Origin of the sequence: Rosenbergiella nectarea, assembly GCF_900111105.1 — a bacterium.
GTDB classification, from domain to species: Bacteria; Pseudomonadota; Gammaproteobacteria; order Enterobacterales; family Enterobacteriaceae; genus Rosenbergiella; species Rosenbergiella nectarea.
The window spans coordinates 51200-75813 of the sequence record NZ_FOGC01000013.1; the positions used below are offsets into that span (position 1 = coordinate 51200).

Consider the following 24614-nt stretch of genomic DNA (forward strand, 5'->3'; position numbering starts at 1 on the left):
TGCGCGCCCTGGCCCCTGACATTAGCTGTCGACGCGTTTCCCTGCTTTAAAGCGTGGGAAGTGCATCTCTTGATAACGAATGATATGGCCGCCACGAACCATGCGGTAACCCAGCCAAATCAATAAGAACAGCGGGATACCGATATACGTCGCTGCCACGCCGTACCAATCAATTTTATCCGCTAGGAAGGCCTGATAGTTCTGGCCAAGGGTAATAATCAGACACAGACCGAATGCAAACATCGGGCCTAGCGGGAAAAAGCCAGAGCGATAGGGTAAATCGTTCAGATCATGGCCTTGGGCGATATAGCCCTTACGGAAGCGATAATGGCTGATGGCAATACCCAACCACGCGATAAACCCGGTCATCCCCGAGGTATTCAGTAACCATAAATAAACAGTTTGGTTACCAAACCGTGAAGAGAGGAAACAGAGTCCGGCAATAACAGTCGTCACAATTAAGGCATTACGCGGCACGCCATTTTTGGTTAATACCGCAAAGATCCTTGGGGCTTTACCCTCGGTCGCCAAAGTATAGAGCATACGTGTCGAGGCATACATACCAGAGTTACCCGCCGATAAGACGGCGGTTAAAATCACCGCATTCATCACTGCCGCGGCGGATAACAGTCCCGCATTTTGGAACACCAAGGTGAAGGGACTGACACTAATATCGCCTACATCGTTACGCAGTAAACGCGGGTCGGTATAAGGTAAAATCAGACTGATGACGAGAATGGCGAAGACATAAAATAGCAAGATACGCCAGAACACTTGACGCACGGCCCGTGGAATATTTTTTTCTGGTTCTTCTGACTCTCCAGCAGCAATACCGATAAGCTCAGTACCCTGGAATGAGAACCCGACAATCATGGCAACGCCAATCATGGCGGGGAACCCTCCTACAAAGGGCGCATCACCTATCTGCCAGTTTTTGATACCGGCATGCTCAGCCCCGTGTAAGATCCCAATAATCATCAACACCCCTACCGCGATAAAGATCACGACGGTGACGACTTTGATCAGTGAGAACCAATATTCCGCTTCCCCGAAGCCTTTCACCGAGATAACGTTCAACAGGAAGATAACCGCGAGGAACGACGCGCTCCAGATCCACCCCGGCACATCGGGAAACCAATAGCCCATCACTAGCTGTGCGGCCACCAGATCGACAGCTATAGTTACCGCCCAGTTGTACCAATAGTTCCAACCAAGGGCAAAACCAAAGCCTTCATCGACATATTGCGAACCATAGGTGGAGAAAGACCCCGATACCGGCATATAGGCTGCCAGCTCACCTAAGCTGGTCATCAAGAAGTAAACCATCAAACCAATTACTGCATACGACAATAATGCGCCACCGGGTCCGGCTTGAGAAATACTGGCGCCTGACGCGACGAATAATCCGGTACCAATCGAACCGCCAATCGCAATCATTGTCAGGTGACGGGCTTTTAGCGAGCGTTTTAAGCCCGACACGCCCGTTTGAGAAGAACTCGAATTCATAGGATAAAACTCACCTGGCTAAAATTGTGCGCGATTGTAACAAGAGCAGTGCAGCGGTGTTGCACTATCTTCATTGTTATAAGTTACCTTCATAATAATACGGCGATCATTAGCCGTCCCTACTCAACCTCTTGATGACAATAGGTTAGGAAACGCTCTATCGCCCGTGACCGCTGCTTTTGTTGATGTTGGATTAAATGAAGGGTGCGCGTCATGGTAGGAAGCGGCGCATGAACTTCGCGTAGCAAACCACTGTCCAGCAGGTCGGCGATCACATGGCGTGAGAGGCAGCTCAGCCCCATACCGTAACGTACCGCATGTTTGATCGCTTCAGAGTTACCTAACTCCAGGGTGACATGGTAATGGCTCAGTTTACTGAGTAGTAGGTGGTCGACCAGTTCACGGGTGCCCGATCCTTGCTCACGCAAAATCCAAGGTGCGTTGGCTAAGGTCTCAAGAGTCACTGGCTGCTTAAAGATTTCCGCACCCGGTGCGGCGAAAATGACCAGTTCGTCTTGCAACCATGGCTGGCTGACGATATCGTGCTGATGGCATGGCCCTTCAATTAAACCGATATCGGCGTTGAAGTGAGAGACGGCATCAATCACTTCTTGGCTATTCCCCACAGTAAGCTCTAAGCGCGCATCCGGTAAATCCCGACGATAATCAGCAATAATCGCGGGTAACAGATAATTACCGATGGTGCTGCTCGCGGCCAGGGAGAGTGCGCCATGCCCCTGTTTAAATAACAGTTCAATATCGTTAGCATGATCTAACAATGCCATTGCCCGGGGATAGAGTAGCCTGCCATGTTCATTGATGATTAAACGCTTACCGGCGCGGTCAAATAATTGCACACCAAGTTGGCCCTCTAAATCGGTCAGCGAGGCACTTACTGCTGATTGGGACAGCGCAAGAACTTGCGCAGCATGGGTAGTGGAACCACTCTTAAGAACTTCAGTGAATACAGCAAGTTGTCGTAGCGTAATATGCATACGGTAAGTCCCTGACCTTTGCGCTTAAGATAAGCCTTTACAGAATCATTTAAAGTAAACAGTTTACCAGTTTTGCCGATTAATAATAGAATCATCAACGAATTTATGATTTATGCAACAACCACTCGACGCTTAAGGTCAGGGACAAACAATGAAATATATTGGAGCGCATGTCAGTGCTGCAGGCGGTGTATTCAATGCGGTGACGCGGGCACATGAAATTGGCGCAACCGCTTTTGCGCTGTTCACTAAGAACCAGCGTCAGTGGAAGGCCCCACCGCTGCCGCAATCGACTATTGACTTATTCCGTCAGGCTTGCAGCGACTATGGCTATGGGCCACAACAGATTTTGCCGCACGATAGTTACTTAATTAATCTTGGCCATCCTGTGGCTGAGGCGTTGCAGAAATCTCGCGATGCTTTTATTGATGAGTTGCAACGTGCAGCCGCTTTAGGTATCGCCCTACTCAATTTTCATCCTGGCAGCCATCTACAGCAGATGTCGACCAGCGATTGTCTTAAACGTATTGCCGAGTCGATTAATATTGCGTTAGATAAGACTTCTGGGGTGACTGCGGTTATCGAGAATACCGCGGGGCAAGGTAGCAATCTTGGCTTTGAGTTCGAACATCTGGCGGAGATTATTCACCATGTCGAAGATAAATCACGGGTCGGTGTCTGTATCGATACCTGCCATGCCTTCGCGGCAGGCTACGACCTGCGCACCGTCGAGCAGTGCGAACAGACCTTTACCGCGTTCGAACGCATCGTCGGCTTTCAATACCTGCGAGGAATGCATTTGAATGATGCTAAAAGCCAATTCAATAGCCGCGTCGACCGCCACGATAGCCTAGGCGAAGGCAATATTGGCCACACTCCCTTTAAATGGTTAATGCAAGATCCGCGTTTTGATCATATTCCACTTATTCTAGAAACGATCAATCCGGATATTTGGGCAGAAGAGATCGCCTGGCTAAAAGCCCAACAGTAATCTGTTGGATCTCACTCAATAAAAAAGGCCGTTACCTATCAGTAACGGCCTTTTTCGTAACGCCTTCGTCTTTATGCTGTGATTGGCTCAGGACGTTTAATGATCGCGTAAGCAATACCCGCTACGATGGCACCGGCTAAAATTGCGCCAATGTACCCTAATACCGGAGTAATCGCACCTGGGATTAAGAAAACAAAAATACCGCCATGAGGTGCCATCAGTTTAGAACCGATTGCCATCGCGATAGCGCCGGTCAGTGCCCCCCCCACGATACAACAGGGTAGTACACGTAGCGGATCACGTGCGGCGAACGGAATCGCCCCTTCTGTGATGTAACATAATCCGAGTACTAAGGCAGCTTTCCCCCCTTCTTGTTGCGCTTTAGCAAACTTGCGACGAGCGATTAGGGTCGCTAAGCCCATTGCGAGAGGAGGAACCATACCTGCCGCCATAATGGCAGCCATTGGGCCGTAAGTGGACGAACTTAATAGGCCGACACCAAACGCGTAAGCCACTTTATTTATCGGGCCGCCCATATCACTACATTGCATCGCCCCCAGTACCGCACCTAATAGGACCGCGTTCGCTGTCCCCATGGTCCCTAACCAATGGGTTAATGACTCCATGATAAAGGCAACAGGCTTACCGACCACATAAATCATTAACAGGCCAGTCACTAAACTTGCTACCAACGGTATGATTAAGATAGGTTTTAGCGCTTCCATACTTTGCGGAAGCTTCAACTTACCGCTAATCAGTTTCGCGGTGTAGCCCGCGATAAATCCAGCAATGATCCCCCCTAGGAAACCCGCGCTTAGCGTAGACGCCAGCATGCCTCCAATTAACCCTGGGGTTAAGCCTGGGCGGTCAGCGATTGAGAAGGCAATGTAGCCTGCCAACACCGGGACCATTAGAGCAAACGCGGTGGACCCACCAATTTGCATTAATGCAGCCGCTAAAGTGCCCTGCTCCTTGAAGGCATTGATCCCGAAGGCGAAAGACAGTGCGATACAGAGTCCGCCAGCGACCACCATAGGTAACATGAACGATACCCCGGTGAGCAGGTGGCGATAGGCTCCTGATTTTTCTTTTTTATCCCCCGCATTGCCTGATGCAGCCTGCGCCGAGCTGTTCGCAGATTGATAAGGCTTAGCCTCGTTCAGCGCTTTATCGAACTCTTGCGCGGTTTTTTTCAGGGCAAGGCCAGTTGATGTCCGATACATCGGCTTTCCGGCAAACTTCGCCAAATCAACTTCAATATCGGCGGCAATAAACACAATATCAGCATCAGCCACTTCTTCTGGGGTGATCGGATTGCCGGCACCGACGGAGCCACGCGTTTCTACCCGAACGGGCCAACCGCGCTTTTTCGCTTCCGCTTCTATCGCTTCCGCCGCCATAAAGGTATGTGCCACGCCAGTTGGACAGGCGGTCACGGCAACAATTTTCTTCACTGTCGATGCAGAAACTGATGAGGAGGTCGTCGCAACAGCAGGCGCTTGCCAAGGGGTAGCCTGGGCTAGCGCTTGGCCAATCGCGGTTTTCGCGTCAGTTAAGAGTGCTTGGCTCTCGACTGTGGCAACCTTTTTTCCAGCTAAGTGAGAAGCGACCGCTGCAGCATCCCCTGCGACGATAACGGTATCTGCCTCAGCTACCGGAGTCAGCGAGTAGTCGGACTGTTCACTGATAGCCTTTTCAAAGGCTTGCTTAACTAACTGTGCCGACGCTAGGCCCAACGATGCATCGGTGATTAATGCTATTTTCATCTTTACTTTCCTCTACTGCTGTTCGGTAACGGAGTGTAATTCGACGCGAGCCATCATTGCCGCAAGGGCTGAGCGATCCGTAATGCCAACGTTGCTTTGACTGACTGCCAGTGCCGCAACTGCTGTCGCTAATCTTAACGTGTGTTCGCTCGTTTCACCCATGAGTAAGCCGTAAATCAGTCCGCCTACCATGGAGTCACCCGCCCCCACCGTACTGACAATTTCACACGCCGGCGGTTTCGCCAACCATGTCCCCAAGGCGTTAACCCATAACGCCCCTTCCGCACCTAAGGAGATCACCACATGGCTAATACCTTGCTCACGCAGTTGGTGTGCCGCGGCGATGATATCGCTTAGTTCAGGGAGTGCCCGACCCGCCCATATTTCTAATTCCCGACGATTGGGTTTGACCAACCATGGGCCTGCCAGCAACCCGGCATCAAGCGCCGCTCGACTACTATCGAAGACTACACACGGGCATTGCTGACGAAGCGCTTTCATCCAATCAGTGAATTCATCCAGATCGATGCCCGGTGGTAAGCTTCCGCTGACACAGACCATATCGAAATCGCCAAGCCAACTGAGCGAATCTTGTTTAAAATGCTGCCAATTTGCTTCGCTGACGTTGAAGCCTGAAAAGTTGAGATCGGTGACGTAGCCACCTTTTTCAGTCACTTTAATATTAATTCGCGTTCGGCCATCAATGACCTGAAAACGATTAGGTAACCCCAGCTCAGTAAAGAGTTGCTCGAAACCTTCTTGGTTCTCACGTCCCAGCAGTCCCCCAACAGTGACATCCACCCCGAGATTTTTTAAAACTTTAGCAACGTTGATCCCTTTCCCTGCAGCATGCAGTCCAGTGGTCTCAACCAAATTGACCTCACCTCGCTCGATCTCTGGCGTGAAGCCAACCAGATCGTAGGCAGGGTTTAAGGTGATGGTGGCGACACGGCGGCTCATTCAGCACCCTCCCCCAATCCACTGGCGATGGCCTCGCCTATCGCTTTCATCGCTTCAGCAGCTTGTGGGCCACTGGTCGTAAAACGTAAGCGATGGCCTCTCTTCACCCCTAAGGCCACGACTTTCATTAAACTACGACCATTTGCTGGCTTGCCGCTACCATCAAGATTGATGACGCTGACATCACAGTCGAACTGTTTAATTACCGTAACCAGTGCAGTACCTGGGCGCGCGTGCAGGCCATGTTCATTCTTAATCACAAACTCTTCGGTGACCGTATCATCACCCAGGCTCACTTCGCTGGTTAACAGGGCCAGCACACCGGCTACATCAGCACTCAATAACGCAGAAGCTTGGTTATTATTGATCAAGTGAGTCAGGTAATTAACGACGGTAAGTGGCTGCGCATCTGCCGTTGAACAGGTAATTAACAGCGAGACAGCCTCACCGGACTCCAGAGTTACCGGAGCAGAAGGCCGACTGACCGCAACAGCGCTGAAGAGGTTCCCCTCGGCACAATCTTGTAGCCATACGCCTTGTCCTACATGCAATGGTTTCTGTACTAAGGTATTGGCAACAAATTGTGGCGAAACTGCGTGGATAGACTGTAATCGCCCAGCATTCAATGCTTGCAAGGTGATGAGATCCGCCGTGTTGACATCCAAAGAGATTAAGGACGTGTCAAACCGAAATTCCGCTGGCTGCTTTTCACCCATTAATATGGCACGCAGATCGTCGCCGGAAGCCGTTTTAATCGTCTCAGCAATGCTGTCATCGCTTAACACGTGAGTTAGCTGACGAAGTAAGGCGAGGTGCTCATCGGATTTGGCGGCAATACCAATGACGACATAAGCCGTTTGATCAGCCCCCCATTCGATACCCTGCGGGAATTGGAAAACCTGTACACCCGTGTTGAGGACTAAATCGCGAGTATCCGTGGTACCGTGGGGGATGGCAATGCCGTTACCCAGATAGGTGGAGGTCTGTTGCTCACGTGCTAACATTCCACTCACATAGCCCTCACCCACGTTGCCAGCATTGGCCAGTGCCGCCGCAACTTGACGAATCGCATCTTCTTTATTGGTGGCTGAGGCGCCAGTATGAATCGCCTGAACTTCGAGCTGGAACATAATTTTCCTCACAGTGATTGAATCGTTTCAGCAACTAAATTAGCGCATTTTATATCAAAAAATTAAATTAATAGTTTTGAATTAACGCACAATTTTAAAATTTAAATCAGTGTTTACCGAATTTACTTTATAAGACTAGTGTGGCGCTGTCGCCGCATCAAGCTCGAGCAGATAGATCATTGCTTCTTGGCGAGAATTTGCACACATATCAAGATGAGGTTGCAACCCTCGACATACGGCTGGACGAAGAGGAGAAGTAAAGATTTTACAGAGATTATTATCGTCTAATTGCACACAGCGAACGCCGGCGGGCTTGCCCTCAGGCATACCTGGAATCGGCGAAGAAATTGAGGGCGCGATACAGCAGGCACCACAGTAGCTACGGCATTCCATAGACGCTCTTTAGTTAAATATAGTGAATGGCTGAGAGTATCTGGATGTCGTCATTATTATGCAACATAAATTTCAGCTCAATGAATATGAAAAATTTAGCTAAAGATGCCTAGTGAACCACTATTTTGCTTGTATGCAATGACAGTGGCGAGTATTTTCCACGCATTATTAAAATAATCTTATTTTGAGGTCTTCAATGCCTAAAGCAAATGAAATTAAACGCGGTATGGCAGTAAGTTGGAACGGTAAATTACTTTTAGTCAAAGATATCGATGTGCAGAGTCCTAGTGCGCGAGGTGCCGCGACACTCTATAAGATGCGCTTTACCGATATTCGTAGCGGATTGAAAGTCGAAGAGCGTTTTAAAGGCGACGATATTATCGACAGTATCCAGCTAAATCGCCACGCGGTGAGTTTTTCATATACCGATGGTAATGAATATGTATTCATGGATGATGAAGACTATACCCCCTATAGCTTTAATCGTGAGCAAATAGAAGAAGAGCTACTCTTCATTCCTGAAGCTGGCCTGCCTGGTATGCAAGTGTTACTGATGGACGACCACGTTTTAGCGTTAGAGCTGCCTCAAACCGTCGATTTGGTCATTGTGGACACGGTACCCGGCATTAAAGGCGCTTCCGCTAGCGCCCGGACGAAAGCGGCAGCGCTCTCCACCGGGTTAACCGTTCAAGTGCCTGAGTATTTGAGTAATGGCGACAAAATTCGTGTTCATATCCCCGAACGTCGTTATATGAGTCGAGCCGATTAATCCTTAAAGGGAGATGACTATGCGTCAGTCTATTTTTCCAGCGATAATCATTTTAAATCTACTCGGGTTTTGCCTCTTCTTTTCGTGGTATCTTCCGGCTAATCATGGTTTTTGGTTTTCACTGGATAAATCAATTTTCTATATTTTTAACCATGAAATGGTCAAATCGCACGCCTTTGCCGTATTTGTGGCCATCACCAACTATCGTGGATTTGATATTGTGTCATTTCTGGCGATGGCGGCGTACTTCTATTCCTTTTGGCGACAAAAAGATCATAAAGGTCGGATGTGGATGTTAGCCCTTGGTTTCACCATGCTGATTACGGCGGTGGTGCTGAATCAACTCGGTCACCTTATTCCCGTTAGCCATCGTAGCCCTTCTCTGTTCTTTACTGATGCACAACGTGCAGGGGTTCTTACAGGTATCCATACCAAAGATGGCTCGGCAGACAGTTTTCCCGGGGATCACGGGATGATGCTGATGATTTACGCCTGCTTCATGGGGCGTTACTTTGGTCGCAAGGCATTTATTGTCGGGCTAATTATTCTGGGCGTATTTGCATTACCCCGTATAATGGTGGGTGCTCACTGGTTTACCGATATTGCAGTAGGATCACTTTCAGTCGTATTAGTTGGGATGAGTTGGTGTTTATTAACGCCTCTTACCGATATTCTGATTAATAAGATCTATCGTAAATTGCCAGGTGTCCAATAATCCTACGACTTATTTCACCCTTTCCCGGGAGGCTTCTCTCCCGGATATTGCCAAAGAATTCCACTAGAAATAGGCTTATCAGACATTTTACTTATTAAGATCAAAAAAAATCTTAAAAACTCTCGCCAGTTAACATTTTCTACGCTAATCTCAAATAACGCTTAGCCCTTGTTATAAGGGGCTTCAGCTTAGAAGAGTGTCAAAGATAGTTACATCTAGATATAATTCATAAATTGTCTTCTTGATAATCTCTGATAATCTCTTAATCTGTTCATTGGCGAGCGACGTATTTGTCGTAAGGACATCGAAGGAAACTGCTTAATATGGTCAAATCTCAACCATTTGTGAGATACTTGTGGCGGGCTGTTCCAGCAATTGCCTTAGCAACGCTGCTAAGCGCATGTAGTAGCCACCCAACTACCACAGCGAATTTAGAGAAACGTGACGTTAACAACCGGAATGGTTTTTTACTTCAAGCTTCTCAGGATCAATTTGAAGAACTGGTTCATAATGTCGATATTAAATCGAAAATCATGAATCAATATGCAAGTTGGAAAGGTGTTCGTTACCGCATGGGCGGTGAGTCACGTCGCGGCATCGATTGTTCCGCTTTCGTACAGCGTACTTTCCGTGAACAGTTTGGTTTATCGCTGCCACGGTCTACCGCAGACCAACAAGATACCGGACGTTTCATTAATAAAAGTAAGCTTCGCCCCGGTGATTTAGTGCTGTTTCGGTCTGGTTCCACGGGACGTCACGTCGGTATTTATTTAGGTAATAACGATTTTGTTCATGCCTCAACAAGCAGTGGAGTCATGATTTCAAACCTTAATGACAATTATTGGAAAGCTCGCTATCGCGAGGCACGCCGAGTCCTCAGTAACTCGCACAGTTAATTTTCATAAGGTCTGACAAATGTTCGCCAAAAAAACGCTGTCCTTCGCAGCGTTTTTTTATTTCCGTTATCTAGACCAGTGGCTGCTGTAATTCTGGCGGCAAGTTAATACTCAGTATTTCTTCTTGCGTTAACTCACGATACTCACCGGGTGCTAAGTCCTCATCTAGCGCAATCTCGCCGACCCGTTCACGATGTAAGTCTTGTACATGGTTTCCGCATGCCGCGAACATTCTTTTGACTTGGTGATAACGTCCCTCACTTAGTGTGACTCTCGCCTGGTTATTATCCAAAATTTCCAGCTTGGCCGGCTTAGTCGGAGCAGACTCGCCTTGTAGCATGATGCCTTGTGCAAAACGCGTAATCAGCGCAGGATCTCCCGTCTCGGCTAAGGTCACTAAATACGTTTTCTCACAATGGTGGCGAGGCGAAGTAATACGGTGTGACCATTGCCCATCATCGGTTAATAGCACTAAACCGGTGGTATCAATATCGAGTCGCCCTGCCGCGTGTAATTTCCATGCCATAGGTTCTTCGATAAAATAGAGAATAGTGGGATGCTGCTCGTCTTCTGTCGCACACACATAGCCTACTGGCTTGTTCAGCATAAAATAACGCGGGCCATGCTGTTGGTGAAGCACGTTACCCTCATAGGCCACTTCATGTTCAGGTAAAACTTTGAAAGCCGCTTCACGTACCACCTCTCCATCGACTGTGACGTTGCGTGCTCGAATTTCACGGCCTGCAATGGCACGGCTAATTTCGAGTTGTTGGGAGATAAATTTATCGAGTCGCATGGATCTGTAAGCCTATTAAGGAGTTTATAGAGTGAGTTGTGCTAGTATACCTCGAAGCGACACCGACTGTCAGTGTGTAACCCTGCCTGTATTCGAGTTCATAACCGATGAGTTTTACCCTACGACCCTATCAACAAGAAGCCGTTGAGGCTGCCGTACAGTATTTTCGCCAAGCACAACGCCCCGCGGTGATTGTTTTACCCACCGGTGCAGGCAAAAGTTTAGTGATCGCCGAACTGGCGCGTATCGCTCGGGGACGAGTCCTAGTTTTAGCGCACGTTAAAGAGTTAGTCAGGCAAAACCACGCCAAATATCAGGCCTTAGGCCTAAACGCCGATATTTTCTCTGCAGGATTGGCGCAAAAAGAGAGCCAGAGTAAGGTTGTTTTCGGTAGCGTACAGTCGGTTGCCCGTCATCTCGACCAATTCGATGCGGCATTTTCCCTAGTCATCGTTGATGAGTGCCACCGGATTGGCGACAACGATCAAAGCCAATACCAACAAATATTGGACTATCTGACACACCGCAACCAGCAACTTCGCCTGCTCGGGTTGACCGCTACCCCTTTTCGGCTAGGAAAAGGATGGATCTACCACTTTCATTATCATGGGATGGTGCGCGGAACCGAGGATGCCTTATTTCATAAGTGTATTTATGAACTCCCGCTGCGTTATATGATTAAGCATGGCTATCTTGTTGAGCCAAAACGGTTAGATATGCCCATCTTACGTTATGACTTTTCGTCACTGGTGGCTAATCAACAAGGTCTCTTCCCTGAAAAAGCGTTGAATCTCAGTTTATCGCAACAAAAACGTGTTACGCCATCCATTGTTGCCGAGATAATTCAACATGCTGTTGGTTGTCGAGGCGTCATGATTTTTGCCGCCACGGTACGCCATGCGCAAGAGATCCTCAGTTACCTACCTGCCGAGAGCGCGTTGGTTTCCGGTATGACCCCTAGTGCCGAACGCGACGATATTTTACAGCGTTTTACGTCGCAACAAATTACCTACTTAGTGAATGTTGCGGTATTAACCACAGGGTTTGATGCCCCCCATGTCGATTTAATTGCTATCCTTAGACCGACTGAATCGGTCAGTCTTTATCAACAAATTATTGGTCGCGGGCTTCGCCTCTATCCCGGTAAAACAGCCTGCGCAATCCTCGATTATGCGGGGAATGATTACGACCTTTATCTGCCCGAAATTGGCAGTCCTCAGGGTGATAGCGAAAACCAGCCGGTACAGGTTTTTTGCCCACAGTGTCAGTTTGCCAATATTTTTTGGGGTAAGGCGCTCGGCGATGGCACGGTTATCGAGCACTTTGGCCGTCGTTGCCAAGGGATCATCGAGGTCGCAGGCCAGCCTCAACAATGTGATTTCCGCTTTCGCTTCAAATCCTGTCCACACTGTAATGCGGAGAATGATATTGCGGCAAAAGTCTGTCAACACTGTGACAGTGTGTTGGTCGATCCCGATGATATGTTAAAAGCCGCGCTTAAACTGCGCGATGCTACAGTACTACGCTGCTCAGGGATGATGCTACAGGCAGGACACGACGCTAAGGGTGAGTGGCTGCGTATTGCCTATATTGATGAGGACGGTGCCGAGGTACCTGAAACGTTCCGCTTACACTCCCCCGCACAGCGCCATGTCTTTGAACAGCAGTTCCTTCGTGTGCATAGTCGAGCGCCAGGCATCCCGTTAGCATGGCAGTCGGGGAGCGATATCGTTGCTCAACAGGCCCTCTTGCGGCATCCCGATTTTGTCGTGGCACATCGTCAAAAAACCTTTTGGAAAATTCGTCATAAAGTCTTCGATTACCAAGGGCGCTTTAGGCGTGCAGAGTCAGCCAGCTAGATTATTTGCCCTGTCCCCCTTTACCCGCTATAATGCCGCGCGCTTTATCCCAAATAAAGCGTCATTGAATAATCCTTCCGTTGCTGGGTCGCCTGTAGCGGAATTACTCTAAGAGAAAAATTATGTTCACTATCGAAGCACAAGTCCGTACAGAGCAGGGTAAGGGTGCGAGCCGCCGTCTGCGTTTAGCTAACAAATTCCCAGCCATCGTTTATGGCGGAAATGAAGCTGCAACATCTGTCGTTTTAGATCACGATTTCGTTAACAACCTGCAAACTAAGCCAGGATTCTACACTGACGTTCTGACTCTGGTTATCGACGGTAAAGAAACTAAAGTCAAAGTTCAGGCTGTTCAACGTCACCCCTTCAAGCCAAAACTACACCACATCGACTTCGTTCGCGCGTAATTGCAGAAGCCGAGATAAAAAACGCCGCATTCGCGGCGTTTTTTTTAGTGTTCTTTTAACCGACGTTGTAATTGGTCGCGCAGATTAGGGGGCGTCCCTTTAATCGTTAAGGTATCGGTTGTTGGATCCCAGAAAATACGCTCGTTAAGCAGTAACGCATCGAAATTCATCGTCAGCCCACCACCGCTTCCTGAAAACTTGGTTAATTGACGTAACGTTGAACGATCGGCAGGAAAACTCTCTTCAAATTCGTAGCCTTGCTGCTCCGTAAACCCCACAAAACTTTGCTCATTCACTTCCGGTAATTGATGTGACAGCTCTGTAATCGTGATCTCGTCGCCTGATTTTAATTGGTCGCTACAATATTGATGTACCTGTTGGCGGTACTCCTGACGAGACTGTTTATCAAGGCTGACCTCTTCACAGTAATCATCAACCGCCTGCAGTAAAGTTCTATTTTGCGCCTTAGCGTCTAAACCTTGGCTAGCGCCCAAGAAGTCCATAAAGAAATCGGCCACTTTACGCCCCACTCGGCCACGTAAAAAGGTGAGATAACGTGTGGAGTCGGGTTGAGTTTCCCATTCGGTTAAATCGATCCGAGCCACGATATCAGCATGGTTAATATCGAGATAATGAGTAGTACTGATTTCCAACGCCTCATTAACGCGCATGCTAGATTGACTGTTCAGGACAGAAATCAATAAATATTCGACCGCTAGATAACGGTACTGAGCAAAGAGAACAATCCCGCCTTCGGCAAAAGGATACTTGGCTAATTCATCCCGTAAGCGGCCGGTCGCCGCACGGGTAAAGGCGAGGAAATCTTGTTGGCCACCGCGACACTCACGTAGCGTATCGCGCAACTCGCTCTCTTCGTTAAATAAGCCATAAGCTTTATTCTTCGCACTATAGACGCGGTGTAACTCTTCCAACATCACTTCAACTTCGTGAGTTGGCGACAATAATGAATCACGAAGAATAAGCGATAGCTCGTCCTCATCACGCTTAATTAGCTGATGAACCACAATCTGGTCAATATCCAGACTCATAGATAACTCCCTTAACGAATGATGCACTATTGAATCACGCAGGTCTCATACTGACAATGGGATTTGCCAAGCTTAAGGAGGTAATTTCGACCATCAGCGTTCAGCGAACCGATAAACAGACACAGTTTTCAGCATTTACTGAGTAATCCCTGATGAAAAATTGCAGATATGAGCCCTGTTTTACAGTAGACTAGCTACTTTTTACAATGATAATAGTTGATACTATGCCACAGTTATCTCGTTATAGTGATTCGCGCGTCGAGAAGCTTCTCGACGAACTTTCTAAAGTCCTTGAAATGGATAAGGCCCCGACCGACCTCTCCTTAATGGTGCTCGGTAATATGGTGACGAATTTAATTAATTCCAGTGTTTCACCCGCTCAGCGCCATGCGTTGGCTCGCTCCTTCGCTGCGGCTCTCGAAGCCTCAGTCAGCGAAGATTCGGCTCACTAATCACTGAAACGACGTCTATGGCCAATCACCCACCACAGTATCGCGAAAAAGTTTCCAGCATGATCAGCTGGGGACACTGGTTTACCCTATTTAATATTTTATTGGCCTTGGTGCTTGGTAGTCGCTATTTACTGATTAACGATTGGCCAGCGTCGCTCGCTGGCCGTATTTATGCTTACTGTAGTTGGTTAGGTCACTTTAGCTTTATCGTCTTCGCGCTATACCTGCTAACACTCTTCCCGATAACCTTCTTCATTCGATCGCAACGACTGTTACGCGTCATTGCCTCGATCATTGCCACCTGTGGATTAACACTGCTATTAATTGATGGTGCCGTGTTCCAGCGTTTCCATCTGCACTTAAATCCTATCGTTTGGCAATTGGTGGTCAATCCTGAACAGAGTGAACTGACCCGTGATTGGCAATTGATGTTTATTGCCGCCCCGATTATTTTCTTAGCCGAGTTATTGTTTGCAACCTGGAGCTGGCAGAAGCTCCGTAGCCTTAATCGGCACCATTATGCGCGACCTTTTGTCGTACTCTTTATCGCAACCTTTTTTGCCAGCCATATTATGTATATCTGGGCAGATGCACACTTTTATCGCCCGATCACCATGCAAAAAAGTAATCTTCCGCTCTCTTATCCGATGACTGCCCGACGTTTCCTTGAGAAACACGGCCTACTCGACTCAGAAGATTATCAACGTCGTCTGATTCAACAGGGTGAACCTGATGCCTTATCCCTTGCGTATCCTTTGAGCGACATCACTGTCGCCCCCAAAGCCTCCGGTTATAACTTATTGGTCATCACTATCGATAACTTAAGTAGTGAAGACCTGAGTGAGGCTTACCCTGCGCTGGGAACTTTTGCACAGCAAAATATAAACTTCATTCAACATTACAGTTCTGGACCGAGTAGCGAGAATGGCTTATTCGGACTCTTTTATGGGATCTCCTCAACCTATTTAGAAGGGGTGCTCGCCTCAAGAACGCCGTCTAGCTTGCTCACAACACTCGCCAATCGACACTACCAATTTGGATTATTTGCAACGGATGGCTTTAAGCAACCTTTCTATCGCCAAGCACTGTTAACTGACTACACTATTCCGTTACAGCATCGTCAATCCGATAGCCAAACCGTTGAGCAATGGCAAAATTGGTATAGCCAACAACAAAGCTCGACGCAGCCTTGGTTCTCGTGGGTATCACTCCAAGGGGCCACGAAGAGTAATGCCATTGAGGGGCAACGTAGACAAACGTATCAGCAAAGTTCTGCAACGACTGATAAACAACTTGCCGCCATTCTTGATGAACTTGAACAGTCACAGGCGTTGAAAAATACCGTGGTAGTGATCACTGGTGCGCATGGCTTATCGCTGACTTCTGGCTCCGCTTCGGACAGTCGCCGCAACGTGCTGCACGTCCCTCTGGTCATCCATTGGCCAAATACCCCTGCACAGTCGATTAATTATCTTACTGACCATCAAGATATTATGGCGACCATTATGCAGCGTCTTTTAAATGTCACGACCCCAAGTTATGACTACACTCAAGGCCGCGACTTATTTACCGCTCAAGGGCGCAACAATTGGGTCACCAGTAGTGAAGGTAATCATCTTATCATTACAACGCCGACACGTTCTATTGTGCTGAATACCAATGGTCATTACAGCAGTTATGATGCGAAAGGCCGCAGAATACATGATGATACCCCTGAGTTAGGATTACTCCTGCAAGTATTAACCGAAGAGAAGCGTTTTATCGCAAATTGATTATTAATAAGCCAGTTAGATCAGTGATATATTGATTTTATATGAAACTGCGGTACTATGATTTGTAGTCGTCGGCACGTAGCGCAGCCTGGTAGCGCACTGTCATGGGGTGTCAGGGGTCGGAGGTTCAAATCCTCTCGTGCCGACCAAATCATCATTCTGTTAGTATCGGTTACTGATGGAAACCCCACAAGAACCCGCATTCTCACTGAGTCTGCGGGTTTTTTGTTGCCTGTAGTATTCGGTTATCACCATTTACAGACGGATTTTTTAGGACTAGATTAAGGACTAGATTTCGCATAGTCCTAAAAGAGCTAGTCCTACGATGCCAAGAAAGACCGTACCACTCACCGCTACGCAGGTGAAGAACGCCAAAACCACGGACAAGGAGCTATCTCTACTTGATGGAGGTGGCCTAGTCCTACTGGTCAAACCGTCCGGCGTGAAAACGTGGCAGTTGCGCTATTACAGGCCAGCCAATAACAAACGCACCACAATGACAATCGGTAACTACCCTTCCTTTTCTCTATTGGATGCAAGAGCCGCCAGAGATGAAGCGCGAGCCATGCTAGATAAAGGTATTGACCCGCAGGCCTACCGAACACAGCAGGAAGAAGCCGAGAAGCTCAGGACAGGTAACACATTTAAAAACGTTGCCGCTGATTGGTACGAATTGAAGAAGTCACAGAACCTAGCACCCAACACGATTAAGGATATATGGCGGTCATTAGAAAAATATATCTTCCCTGATATTGGCGACCGTCCAGTAACAGAACTCACCGCACGAATATTCGTCAATGTGTTGGAGCCGATTAGAGCAAGGGGAAATCTGGAAACCTTGAAACGTGTCTTGCAGCGCGTGAATGAGGTTATGGACTATGCCGCCAATAGTGGACTCATTGAAGTTAATACCGCCGCCAATGTGCGCAAGGCTTTCCCCGTTCCAACTAAAAAGCCAATGCCAGCTATCACACCGGATAGGCTGCCCGAACTTATGCGAGCGTTATCAATCGCCAGCATTGAGCGACAAACACGTTTATTAATCGAGTGGCAGCTAATTACAGTGACCCGCCCCGCCGAAGCATCGTCTGCCCGATGGGATGAAATCGACCTAGTAGATCAAACGTGGACGATACCCGCCGGACGTATGAAGATGCGCCGTGACCATATCATCCCACTTCCACCTCAAGCGGTAGCAATCCTTGAGGAAATGAAACCTATTAGTAAGCACCGTGACTATATTTTTCCAAGTATGAAAGACCCAAAACTACCGATGAATAGCCAGACTGCAAACGCAGCCATTAAGCGTATGGGCTTTCGCGGTGTATTGGTGGCTCACGGATTCAGGGCAATATTTAGTACCGCTGCAAATAGCGCAGGATTCGACTCAGACGTTATAGAGGCTGCCCTATCGCACACCGATAAAAACGAAGTGCGCCGCGCCTATAACCGAAGCAACTACCTTGAGAGAAGAAAGGTATTGATGTGCTGGTGGGCTGATACGTTGGAAGCAGCGGCAACAGGTTCAACTTTAGCCAATGGCGTAATTGGTATAAGAAGCAAACTAGCTGGATAAATCAACAGTAAAACTATAAAACCGAAATAATCCGAAGTATAATAATCCGAGGTTATTAGTAAAAAATAAACCGTGTCTAGGCTGATCCCCGAAAATCCGTGCACCTCTACGGGCTGGCATGGTTCCTACACAAAGAGGGCGCGAGGTGGCGATGATTGATATTCGAGAAGAGCTTGAGGAAGCCAATAAAGACTTTATCAATATTCATGACTTTATTGTAAAGGTCAGATCTCAGGTGGCAGGTGATTTGAGGCTAATTTGCAGGTGGATATTAAGCAAAATTGCCGCAGCAGATGGAAATCTACCCGTTAGCGTTTATAAAGTTGATTTTTTCTATAGAATGGAAACTCATTTCAATTCATATGAAGATGATCTTTCTTTCTTGGAATTGAACTTAAAAGAAGTAATAAGTAGAGAAAAACTTCCGGTTGAGCATATATCAGGGCTGGATGATGGGCTTTGGGTTGATGATAATTTTTTTGACTTCGGATTTAGTATAACCGAATTAAAACCAGTATTTCCTAATATCAATCTGGATAAAGGCAAGATTAAGACGTCAGGATGGGGAGAATATGCGCCACCTTCCCCTAGTGCCAGTACAAATGCTGTTATAGACACGCCAATAGAACACAGTCCAGCTATTGAGTGGGGAAAGAGGTTTGCAGGAAGAGCCGCTGCGCTAGATATTATCGGAGCTATTTCAAAGATACTTGTAGAAAAGTCAGGAAATAAGTATCTGCACGGTGAAAATGTTAGCGCGAACGCGATAGCAGATAGCGTTGTAGAAATGATGGACACCATAAACAAAAACAAATCAACGGAAAATTATAGGAAGTTAATTGGCGAGGCATTAAAGATAAGCGGGCTATCTACAGAAGAATAAGACACTTCCCTACTTGATGGGCGCAGATGGACAGTGCGCCTACCAAATAATGCCAACACTCCGCGATACCCACCCCAAACATTACCAACTTATCAGGCCAGTTAATTAAAACCTTACCAACTATACGAACATCCCCGCACAAAACCTTACCAACTATTAGAAATCGGCTTAACACTTACCCTAGAAACATTACCAACTGCCGAATTCATACCTACTTTAGCCATACCAACAATTTAGCCTTTCATACCAGCAACTTACATAGCCCTATGATTTAATATTTCGGTATTCAACAGTTAATAACTTATTCAGAGAGTTAATAATGAAAAACACCGAACGAGCTATTTTACTCAAGTCAGAAGTTAAAAAGGTACTACGCATTAAGTCAGACAGCGCATTTCAGGAAATGGTTAATACTGGCGAGTTTCCCCGCGGCTTTCGCATTGGTTTACGCCGCTTAGGTTGGTTCGCTGATGAAGTGGATGCGTGGATTGATGCCCGTATCGCCGAGCGTAATACCGTGGGAGCTAACTAATTATGGACATAAAAAAAGCCACCTTGTCACAGATGGCTCATTCAGATATTCGCGCAGACAATTCTACAGTTCCCGCCGCGATTATCAAGCCAGCTTTGAAAGTAGAAGCGTCATGCAGTGTGATTCTTCACAACCCGCAAGGACTAACCGCACTCGACACAAACGCAAGTTCAGTTTCCGATTTTGACCAAAACGGAACAGGCGCAAAGTTTTACACTACCTGCCTGCATAGCGATATATCGAAACTACGGAACCAGTACCGACTCGATATTGTGGGCGAGAGTGAGAAATACACCTCGCGTCATGGCTACTCTACGCACTTCACACGCTACCGACTCGCAGACCGTAGCGCAGCAGAACGAGCGTTAAAGCTCATTAATATCTGGCGTTCACAGCGCGAAGAGGAAGCAATCACCGAAGCCGAGGCACAGCGTTTAATTAACCAATACCCAGAGAAAGCAGCAGCTAACTAACCGGAGATCCCCAAAATGAAAAAAAGCGAATTAAGTTTCGAGGTATCCCCACGCCCTGAGTATGTTGCTGGGGGATTTAAACCTGAAACCAATAAAGAGCTTCAAAGTGTATTTAGCGACATGATACCTGTTATTTCCGGTCAAATCGGTGGGCTTGATTCCAATATTGTGAGCGCAAAGGCACTTCATAAAACTTTAGGTGTAGGACGTGACTTTACCAACTGGATTAAAGGACGCATTGATGAATATGAATTTACTCATGGAGTAGATTACGTTCTTTTTGATTCGCCCGTTTTGGCGAACCAAAGTACAAATATTAATCACGACAATGCCGGATGGGTTACAAAGCGCGGAGGTGATCGGCGCAGCAAAGACTATGGCCTAACAATCAACATGGCTAAAGAACTGGCAATGGTTGAGCGCACCGAGCAAGGCCGAGCCGTCCGCAAATACTTTATCCAATGTGAAGAAGCATTATCACGCACCGCGCCAGCTATCGCGGCTAACTATCGCCAACACTTGAAGGCCAGAATCAAAGCCGCAAGCAACTTTAAACCGATGTGTGAAGCCCTGGACCTATCACGCGCAGAGCATGGTAAAGCAACCCTACCCCGTCATTACAGCAATGAAAGCAACATGATTACCCGCATTGCCTTGGGTGGTCTGACAGCTAATCAATGGGCTTTGGCGAACGGACACCCGAAAGAGAAAGCGCGTGATTATATGACCACTGACCAGCTTGAACACTTGGCCTATCTAGAAAGCACCAATATCACGCTCATTGATATGGGGATGGATTACTACGGACGCAAAGCAGAGTTATCACGCCTTTCTCAACGCTGGTTATCCAAACGCCTAGGGGTATCTCATGGATAAGAAGAAACGCCGCTTTAAGGACTCACACGGGCGCATTGTCACGCCTTTGGGTATGAGTGGAGATTGTGTTGTATTCATGCGTGAAGGTTATCCGCACCCATGCCAGCAACCTTTAGAACGATTTAAAGCCGATTATGTGGAGGTGAAAGATGATGTTTAATCTACCTGATGGCACTGCCATTAATGAGCCTGACGTAAACGGCTTGCCTTTGTCGTTCGTGGACAAGTGGAAGGAGTACCCAACTAAGCGCACGTTTGCAGTTTCAGTGAGTAAAGAGGTTCGCCGAGCGTACTACGCTAATGACGCACAATTCAGTAATGCGATGAAGGAGGCTGGTTATATTCCAGTTCGCACTCGCAAGATTACTGGCAAAAAGGATAGCTTCTGGATTTACCGAGTGACAGGTAATGATAAGGGTGTGTGTCCAGAAGAACCCTCTTGCGATAAGGCTTGTAGCCCTATCGTCCAGCTATCGAATAAAGAAATGAAAGGGTTTAAACGCCTTGCTGTCGATAGTAAATGGCTCTTTGTTTACGCTGACCATGTTCGATTCTTAACGAAGAAACGTCACCGTGTTGATGGGGTTCGTGTTCAAGGCTACACCGCTGGCAGCTTGAAAGTGGAGGTGCTGGCATGATGCCGAATAACTCAGCCGCCCAGAGTAAATCCCATTCACTGGTTGGCCTGTTAACGAATGTTAACGTTCTAAGCAGTCAAATCCTAAGTAATCCTAAGATTTTAACGGGCGAAAACTTAGTAAAACTTAGTGTTTCATCGACTCCAATTTTTACAAATCTTGGTGCGGTTGAGCTTTTAAGTACTGACCAGGACGCGACAAATATAGACGTTTCAAGTCGATTGATGCCGTTTAACATTCCTCAATTACAGGGATGTACTCCATGCCGACAATATCCAAAACATTTTGGAGATAGTCACTCAGCCAAAGAATCGGCTCAGTGCGGCGGTTCAGAGCATCGGTCAAAAGTTCGTCCGATGTTCGAGTTTTACATAGCCGGAATTCCGGCATCTAAACAGTACCAAAATCGGGATCTTTACGTTGGAGCTGGCGGAGATGTCCTGAAATCTCAGGATATTAAAAAGCGAAGCACTTATTCTTGCATCGGTCAGAAAGCAGACGCACCGGAAGGCCAGCATTGTGATGACAACAACGCAGATGCAAAAATAATTACGGCTGCATATTGCCAGCAATCAAAACCGTGTTATATTTCCATCGCTGCCGCAAAATCGGCAGACGGGCGTAGGAACCCGAATTACTGTATGGCGACACCAGGCGCCTTTAGCGTCTTTTTTTGTGTCGATGCCACAGCGCACCCATTCTTTACGGATAAGATCCGTTCCGAGTCAATGGTGGCGTTAGTGGGGAGGCGTTCGCGCCTGCCGGAGTCCATACAGTCCGGTATTCCTACCCCCGCTAACGTCACCACCAATCAGAGTGTAGGAACTCCGGTGGTGATTAAAAATCACTGTATGGAGGCTGCCAAATGGCTACTACCCTCGCCCCAAAACCGTCATTTATCTGGATTATCGCCGCTATTCGCCGTGATTGTCCGACTATCAAAGCAACTATTCACCATATCGCCGCACCTACTGAGCGCGAAGCCCGTCTATCGCTTGTCAAAGACCACATTTGCTTCTTTGCGGGCCGCATTAATCAGGGGGTGGCTCATGTCTAAAGTCTATCAATCACCTTACGACCTCGCAGAGAAGGCCGACACAATCCTTGAAGTGCTTAACGTCATTGATGGCGTTATCGCTCAAGACTGCCCGAACCAAAAGCGCACCCTGACCGCATTGAACGACCTGATGCGACTAGCAGTAACCGACCTTTATCACTTACTGGACGGCTGCGAGCTTGAGGGGGGCAATCATGCGTGATTACTTCAATGTGACCGGACACGCTACCAATAAGCGCGGTTCTATCGTGGCAATCAATTATCAGGTGTTCTCTAGCGACATTCGATACGCCACCGCCCACGCAATGAAGCAAGCCCAACAGGAAGGTTTCACTCAGGTTCGCATTGCCAAAACTAAGGAGGTGCGGGCATGAACGCTATCACTCTGAGCAATCAAAACTTGCCGCTAGTGGAGTACAAAGGCCAGCGCGTTGTGACTTTCACAATGATTGACCAAGCGCACCAACGACCGGAAGGAACGGCTAGGAAGTCATTTAACCGTCACCGCAGCCGCTTTACCGAAGGGCGACACTTTTTTGTACTAACTGCGTCCGTATTATGCACTCAGTCATTTATTGACCTTTTTCCACCTCATACCAGCAAGGCAATAGTTGTTACTGAAATGGGCTATCTATTGCTAACGAAACCTTTTAGCGATGATTTAGCGTGGCAGGTTCAAGAGCAACTTGTAGAAAACTACTTCCGCCCTAACCCTCACTTTTCTGATATTCGCCCTGTCCTCATTCCAAGCCTTGAGGAATTGGAAGCCATGCCCCTGAGCGAAGCGCAGAACCTACTGGCAGCAGCCGAGCATAAATCTAAGTGGCGACACGGCAAACATGGCAGCGCAGAAATGACGCAGCGCAAGCGTGAACTCAAAGCTATCCGCCCTGCTATCGAGCGCATTACCGCATTAGTTCAGCTAACCATTCCAGAGCTAGGAGCCTTTAAGTAATGAGTGAAGTCACTATTGATAAAGGCATCAAAGCGATGGATGCCCTAGGCAAAATTCAAAGCCTGTTAGCTGCCGCTATGTATCTGACCGAAAGCGATGAAGAAACCGAGTTACAACTGGAATTAATGACTATTGCGGAATCTATCGCCGCTAAAACATTGGAGTGCTGCAAATGAGCCGTGACCATACCCTAGAGCGAGTGGCAGAAATGGCACAGCAAGCGGAAATTATTTGTCGCCTTTGGGGAGATCACCCTCACCACCTAGAGGACTGTGAACACTCAGCATTAGCAACATTGGTAAGACGCTTATCCGGCAATGTCGCAGCGTGGCTAGGCGATGAACTGGCAGAGAAGGAGCGCGGTTAATGAAAACCTTACCTGACGCAGCCCGCCAAGTTGAGCAAGCGCAATCTGTTTTATCAATGTGGCTGGAACTCTGCAAGAACACCGAAGAAGCTAACAAGATTGCGGCAATTATCACCTTACTGGATGGCGTACCGGAGGCAATGGACGCCGCCGAGTCACTGCTATTCGTCCTCGAAAACCCTGACCATGCGGAGGAACAGCCATGAAATCACTAATCATCGAAGCCACCCCTGACGGCATTAACTTTATGCAGCGTAATGAGTCAGGCAACTACCAACATCAAAAGCTAATCGGCTACAAGACCGCTATCAAGTCGCTAGATGCGGGTGGCTATGACCATGACCTGTACAACGGGTTGCGAGTCACCGCAGCGATTTACGAAGGCCAGTCACTCGGTTACTTCACCCCAACGGACGAACAGAACATGATTATTTATCGTTGGATTGTGGCGACTCTGTTCATTCACGACCAGTTAGCCAAAAACGGCACCGTGGAAGTGACTGAGGAGGACGGAACCAAAGGTAAGGCCGTGATGTACATCGGCGAACATGGCGGCATGAGCATTTACCCCGCCCCTGAGCGATTGGCACTGGCAAACAACCTTGAAGCTATCGCCTGTGAAATGTACAGAGAGAACCCGTGCGCGGCAGCAGTACAGATGTATCAGATGTTTGTTGAGGTGAAAGACGGCGCACTATCGCTTTCCGAGTGGGGGCTTGATGGGCTGACCGTCCTACATGATGGATTTATCCAAACGCTCAACGAAGAAGGCTTACCAGCCGCAACAGTGACGCACTAGGG

At 47.8% G+C, this 24614-nt stretch carries 30 protein-coding genes and 1 tRNA gene; 23 read left to right on the forward strand and 8 right to left on the reverse strand.

Annotated features, from left to right (window positions below; genetic code table 11):
* Positions 1–21: 21 nt before the first annotated feature.
* Together BMX14_RS14275 and yieE are read right to left on the reverse strand one after the other, a co-directional pair.
* Entirely contained in the window at positions 22–1506 is a 1485-nt protein-coding gene (locus BMX14_RS14275; protein ID WP_092677896.1) for an amino acid permease, read from the reverse strand.
* A gap of 119 nt (positions 1507–1625) precedes the next feature.
* Positions 1626–2501 carry a DNA-binding transcriptional regulator YeiE gene (gene yieE, locus BMX14_RS14280; RefSeq protein WP_092677898.1) on the reverse strand — a complete coding sequence of 292 codons (876 nt, stop codon included), beginning with the start codon at positions 2499–2501 and terminating at the stop codon, positions 1626–1628.
* Positions 2502–2652: 151 nt separating this feature from the next.
* Between yieE and nfo the strand changes: the two genes are divergently transcribed.
* Positions 2653–3492, forward strand: a complete 840-nt coding sequence (gene nfo, locus BMX14_RS14285; RefSeq protein WP_092677900.1) for a deoxyribonuclease IV — start codon at positions 2653–2655, stop codon at positions 3490–3492.
* A 71-nt stretch (positions 3493–3563) separates the two neighbouring features.
* On the opposite strand, the gene fruA is transcribed toward nfo, so the two are convergent.
* The 4 genes from fruA to BMX14_RS14305 all read right to left on the reverse strand — a co-directional run bounded on the left by fruA (position 3564) and on the right by BMX14_RS14305 (position 7741).
* Positions 3564–5258 (reverse strand): PTS fructose transporter subunit IIBC, encoded by a 1695-nt coding sequence (gene fruA / locus BMX14_RS14290; protein WP_092677902.1) that lies wholly within the window; start codon positions 5256–5258, stop codon positions 3564–3566.
* 12 nt (positions 5259–5270) lie between these two features.
* Positions 5271–6218 (reverse strand): 1-phosphofructokinase, encoded by a 948-nt coding sequence (gene fruK / locus BMX14_RS14295; RefSeq protein ID WP_092677904.1) that lies wholly within the window; start codon positions 6216–6218, stop codon positions 5271–5273.
* Positions 6215–7348: a fused PTS fructose transporter subunit IIA/HPr protein gene (gene fruB, locus BMX14_RS14300; RefSeq protein WP_092677906.1), complete on the reverse strand. Its 1134-nt coding sequence runs from the start codon at positions 7346–7348 to the stop codon at positions 6215–6217. The genes fruK and fruB overlap by 4 nt, the downstream gene beginning before the upstream one ends.
* 135 nt (positions 7349–7483) lie before the next feature.
* Positions 7484–7741, reverse strand: a complete 258-nt coding sequence (locus tag BMX14_RS14305) for a YkgJ family cysteine cluster protein (RefSeq protein WP_092677908.1) — start codon at positions 7739–7741, stop codon at positions 7484–7486.
* Between the two features lie 196 nt (positions 7742–7937).
* Here BMX14_RS14305 and yeiP point away from each other — a divergent pair, with 196 nt between their 5' ends.
* The 3 genes from yeiP to mepS all read left to right on the forward strand — a co-directional run bounded on the left by yeiP (position 7938) and on the right by mepS (position 10121).
* Positions 7938–8510: an elongation factor P-like protein YeiP gene (gene yeiP / locus BMX14_RS14310; protein WP_092677909.1), complete on the forward strand. Its 573-nt coding sequence runs from the start codon at positions 7938–7940 to the stop codon at positions 8508–8510.
* 19 nt (positions 8511–8529) lie between these two features.
* Complete coding sequence (locus BMX14_RS14315) at positions 8530–9225, forward strand: phosphatase PAP2 family protein (RefSeq protein ID WP_092677911.1); 696 nt, start codon at positions 8530–8532, stop codon at positions 9223–9225.
* Between the two features lie 323 nt (positions 9226–9548).
* Positions 9549–10121 carry a bifunctional murein DD-endopeptidase/murein LD-carboxypeptidase gene (gene mepS, locus BMX14_RS14320; protein ID WP_092677913.1) on the forward strand — a complete coding sequence of 191 codons (573 nt, stop codon included), beginning with the start codon at positions 9549–9551 and terminating at the stop codon, positions 10119–10121.
* Positions 10122–10191: 70 nt separating this feature from the next.
* On the opposite strand, the gene rsuA is transcribed toward mepS, so the two are convergent.
* Positions 10192–10917: a 16S rRNA pseudouridine(516) synthase RsuA gene (gene rsuA, locus BMX14_RS14325; protein WP_092677915.1), complete on the reverse strand. Its 726-nt coding sequence runs from the start codon at positions 10915–10917 to the stop codon at positions 10192–10194.
* A gap of 107 nt (positions 10918–11024) precedes the next feature.
* Between rsuA and BMX14_RS14330 the strand changes: the two genes are divergently transcribed.
* Together BMX14_RS14330 and rplY are read left to right on the forward strand one after the other, a co-directional pair.
* A complete protein-coding gene (locus BMX14_RS14330) occupies positions 11025–12776 on the forward strand; it encodes a DEAD/DEAH box helicase (protein ID WP_092677917.1) in 1752 nt (583 codons plus the stop codon).
* 122 nt (positions 12777–12898) lie between these two features.
* Positions 12899–13183 carry a 50S ribosomal protein L25 gene (gene rplY, locus BMX14_RS14335; protein ID WP_092677919.1) on the forward strand — a complete coding sequence of 95 codons (285 nt, stop codon included), beginning with the start codon at positions 12899–12901 and terminating at the stop codon, positions 13181–13183.
* 44 nt (positions 13184–13227) lie between these two features.
* Here rplY and yejK read toward each other — a convergent pair whose 3' ends face one another.
* Positions 13228–14232, reverse strand: a complete 1005-nt coding sequence (gene yejK, locus BMX14_RS14340; RefSeq protein ID WP_092677921.1) for a nucleoid-associated protein YejK — start codon at positions 14230–14232, stop codon at positions 13228–13230.
* 224 nt (positions 14233–14456) lie between these two features.
* On the opposite strand from yejK, the gene BMX14_RS14345 reads away from it, so the two are divergent.
* The 17 genes from BMX14_RS14345 (at position 14457) to BMX14_RS14420 (ending at position 24612) form a co-directional block, all read left to right on the forward strand.
* Positions 14457–14684, forward strand: coding sequence for a YejL family protein (locus tag BMX14_RS14345; RefSeq protein WP_048912285.1), 228 nt, complete (start codon positions 14457–14459; stop codon positions 14682–14684).
* A gap of 17 nt (positions 14685–14701) precedes the next feature.
* Positions 14702–16456, forward strand: a complete 1755-nt coding sequence (gene yejM, locus BMX14_RS14350; RefSeq protein ID WP_092677923.1) for an LPS biosynthesis-modulating metalloenzyme YejM — start codon at positions 14702–14704, stop codon at positions 16454–16456.
* Positions 16457–16528: 72 nt separating this feature from the next.
* Positions 16529–16605: transfer RNA gene (locus BMX14_RS14355), tRNA-Pro, on the forward strand.
* Positions 16606–16781: 176 nt separating this feature from the next.
* Entirely contained in the window at positions 16782–18032 is a 1251-nt protein-coding gene (locus BMX14_RS14360) for an integrase domain-containing protein (RefSeq protein WP_092677925.1), read from the forward strand.
* Positions 18033–18177: 145 nt separating this feature from the next.
* On the forward strand, positions 18178–18915 hold the full coding sequence (locus BMX14_RS14365; RefSeq protein ID WP_092677927.1) for a hypothetical protein: 738 nt from the start codon (positions 18178–18180) through the stop codon (positions 18913–18915).
* Positions 18916–19234: 319 nt separating this feature from the next.
* Complete coding sequence (locus tag BMX14_RS14370) at positions 19235–19447, forward strand: helix-turn-helix transcriptional regulator (RefSeq protein WP_092677929.1); 213 nt, start codon at positions 19235–19237, stop codon at positions 19445–19447.
* A gap of 2 nt (positions 19448–19449) precedes the next feature.
* Positions 19450–19920, forward strand: coding sequence for a hypothetical protein (locus BMX14_RS14375; RefSeq protein ID WP_092677931.1), 471 nt, complete (start codon positions 19450–19452; stop codon positions 19918–19920).
* 120 nt (positions 19921–20040) lie between these two features.
* Positions 20041–20796, forward strand: a complete 756-nt coding sequence (locus BMX14_RS14380; RefSeq protein WP_408011880.1) for an antA/AntB antirepressor family protein — start codon at positions 20041–20043, stop codon at positions 20794–20796.
* On the forward strand, positions 20789–20956 hold the full coding sequence (locus BMX14_RS14385; RefSeq protein WP_092677935.1) for a DUF4222 domain-containing protein: 168 nt from the start codon (positions 20789–20791) through the stop codon (positions 20954–20956). Before BMX14_RS14380 ends, BMX14_RS14385 begins: the two co-directional genes overlap by 8 nt.
* Entirely contained in the window at positions 20946–21434 is a 489-nt protein-coding gene (locus BMX14_RS14390) for a hypothetical protein (RefSeq protein WP_092677937.1), read from the forward strand. Before BMX14_RS14385 ends, BMX14_RS14390 begins: the two co-directional genes overlap by 11 nt.
* The gene (locus BMX14_RS17255) at positions 21431–22693 is read left to right on the forward strand and encodes an ash family protein (RefSeq protein ID WP_092677939.1); all 1263 of its coding nucleotides are present in this window, start codon (positions 21431–21433) and stop codon (positions 22691–22693) included. Before BMX14_RS14390 ends, BMX14_RS17255 begins: the two co-directional genes overlap by 4 nt.
* Positions 22686–22865: a hypothetical protein gene (locus tag BMX14_RS14400; protein WP_092677941.1), complete on the forward strand. Its 180-nt coding sequence runs from the start codon at positions 22686–22688 to the stop codon at positions 22863–22865. Before BMX14_RS17255 ends, BMX14_RS14400 begins: the two co-directional genes overlap by 8 nt.
* The gene (locus tag BMX14_RS14405) at positions 22862–23446 is read left to right on the forward strand and encodes an ORF6N domain-containing protein (RefSeq protein WP_092677943.1); all 585 of its coding nucleotides are present in this window, start codon (positions 22862–22864) and stop codon (positions 23444–23446) included. Before BMX14_RS14400 ends, BMX14_RS14405 begins: the two co-directional genes overlap by 4 nt.
* Positions 23446–23622 (forward strand): hypothetical protein, encoded by a 177-nt coding sequence (locus BMX14_RS16645; RefSeq protein WP_177173169.1) that lies wholly within the window; start codon positions 23446–23448, stop codon positions 23620–23622. The genes BMX14_RS14405 and BMX14_RS16645 overlap by 1 nt, the downstream gene beginning before the upstream one ends.
* Positions 23619–23813, forward strand: coding sequence for a hypothetical protein (locus BMX14_RS14410; RefSeq protein WP_092677945.1), 195 nt, complete (start codon positions 23619–23621; stop codon positions 23811–23813). Before BMX14_RS16645 ends, BMX14_RS14410 begins: the two co-directional genes overlap by 4 nt.
* Positions 23813–24019 carry a hypothetical protein gene (locus BMX14_RS14415; protein ID WP_092677947.1) on the forward strand — a complete coding sequence of 69 codons (207 nt, stop codon included), beginning with the start codon at positions 23813–23815 and terminating at the stop codon, positions 24017–24019. The genes BMX14_RS14410 and BMX14_RS14415 overlap by 1 nt, the downstream gene beginning before the upstream one ends.
* Complete coding sequence (locus tag BMX14_RS14420; protein ID WP_092677948.1) at positions 24016–24612, forward strand: hypothetical protein; 597 nt, start codon at positions 24016–24018, stop codon at positions 24610–24612. The genes BMX14_RS14415 and BMX14_RS14420 overlap by 4 nt, the downstream gene beginning before the upstream one ends.
* The last annotated feature ends 2 nt before the right edge of the window (positions 24613–24614 follow it).